Consider the following 1271-nt stretch of genomic DNA (forward strand, 5'->3'; position numbering starts at 1 on the left):
CGCTGGCCACCGCCGCCTGCCGCCGCGCCTCGATATCGCGCACCGCACGCTGATAGGCGCGCTCGTCCGCCCGCCGCGTCCGTTCCGTCAGGTCCGCCAGCGCCTTCTGGCTGTCGCGCAACTGCGCCTGCATGCTGGCATAGCGCCCGTCCAGCGCGCGATATTGCTGCTGCAGGACCGGCAGAAGATTCATCCCCCGATCCAGGAAATCCTGTGCCGGACGCCATTTTTCCACATCGCCGCGGAATTCCCCACGCGGCAGCCAGCCCATGCGCCGCGCCTGGGCCTCGATTTCATCCGTCGCGGATGCCGCCGGCCCGCCATCCTCGCCCCCGCCGCCTTCCGGGATATCCCCAGCCGGCCCGTCGCCCAGCGGCATGCCGCCATCCGACATTCCCCGAACCGACGGGTTCTCGGCCGCCCTGTCCGCATCCCGCATCCCGTCACGCTCCAGCATGCGCCATCTCCTTTCCGTCCTGTTCCATATTCCCCACGGCGGCGGCCACGCCGATCGCGGCGATGCAGCGCTGCGACATCAGCCGGTACAGCCGCCCATCCTCGCCGCGCAGCAACTGCCCGGCATAACGTTCGAAATAGACCCGGTCCCCCGGCGCGGGGATGCGCCCCACCCATTGCCGCGTGCCGTCGTCGTTCCAGCGAAAGGCCGCCGGCCCCACCGCGATCACCGTGCCGTGCTCGGCGGCCAGGGTCTGGCGCTCGACGTAGCCGGCGGGCAGTTGCACCGCGCCGCTGGTCATCTCGGCATGCACGTCGGCCAGCACCAATATCTTGTCGTCCAGCGGCACATAGCCCGCCCGATTCACCCCATCCCAATCCGCCATCACATATTCCTGCTGGTCGAATTTCAAAATCCGCCCCTCACGCATCGCCCGCCTCCCGTCCATAGAACGCCATCATCGCCTCCCAGCGCAGTTCCGCGATCTCCGCCGCCACCGCGGCCCGCCCCCGTGCCTCGTGCTCCTCCGCCAGCACGATCGTCCCGGCCCGCCACTGCTCCAGCATCCGCTGCGCGACGCTATCGCGGTAATCCATCAGGAACAGCAGCACCGCCCGCGTCACCGGATGGTGGCGCCACATCCGGAACGCGTCCTCCGTCAGGTCGCCCAGCATCTCCAGCCGCCGCGCCCGCAAATCCCGCGCCGCTTCCGGCATCTGGTCCGCCCGCTCGGTCATCACCTCCCTCCTCCTCCGAAATCTCGCGCGCCATCCGCGCGATCTCCTGCACGTCGCGCAGCGCCTGCCCGTCGGCC

At 69.8% G+C, this 1271-nt stretch carries 2 protein-coding genes and 1 pseudogene; all 3 read right to left on the reverse strand.

Annotated elements, in window-relative coordinates; all coding sequences use genetic code 11:
- Positions 1-457 (reverse strand): annotated as a pseudogene (locus tag HUK84_RS18860) (hypothetical protein); the annotation flags it as partial.
- Positions 444-887: a co-chaperone GroES gene (locus tag HUK84_RS18865; RefSeq protein WP_176641593.1), complete on the reverse strand. Its 444-nt coding sequence runs from the start codon at positions 885-887 to the stop codon at positions 444-446. The gene HUK84_RS18865 and the pseudogene HUK84_RS18860, both read right to left, overlap by 14 nt.
- Entirely contained in the window at positions 880-1194 is a 315-nt protein-coding gene (locus tag HUK84_RS18870) for a hypothetical protein (protein ID WP_176641592.1), read from the reverse strand. Before HUK84_RS18870 ends, HUK84_RS18865 begins: the two co-directional genes overlap by 8 nt.
- Positions 1195-1271: the final 77 nt, after the last annotated feature.

Origin of the sequence: Nguyenibacter vanlangensis (assembly GCF_013376155.1) — a bacterium.
GTDB classification, from domain to species: Bacteria; Pseudomonadota; Alphaproteobacteria; order Acetobacterales; family Acetobacteraceae; genus Gluconacetobacter; species Gluconacetobacter vanlangensis.

Coding starts and splice junctions, on each gene's coding strand:
- HUK84_RS18865 (WP_176641593.1), bottom strand. CDS start 887: ATGCGTGAGGGGCGGATTTTGAAATTCGACCAGCAGGAATATGTGATG.
- HUK84_RS18870 (WP_176641592.1), bottom strand. CDS start 1,194: ATGACCGAGCGGGCGGACCAGATGCCGGAAGCGGCGCGGGATTTGCGG.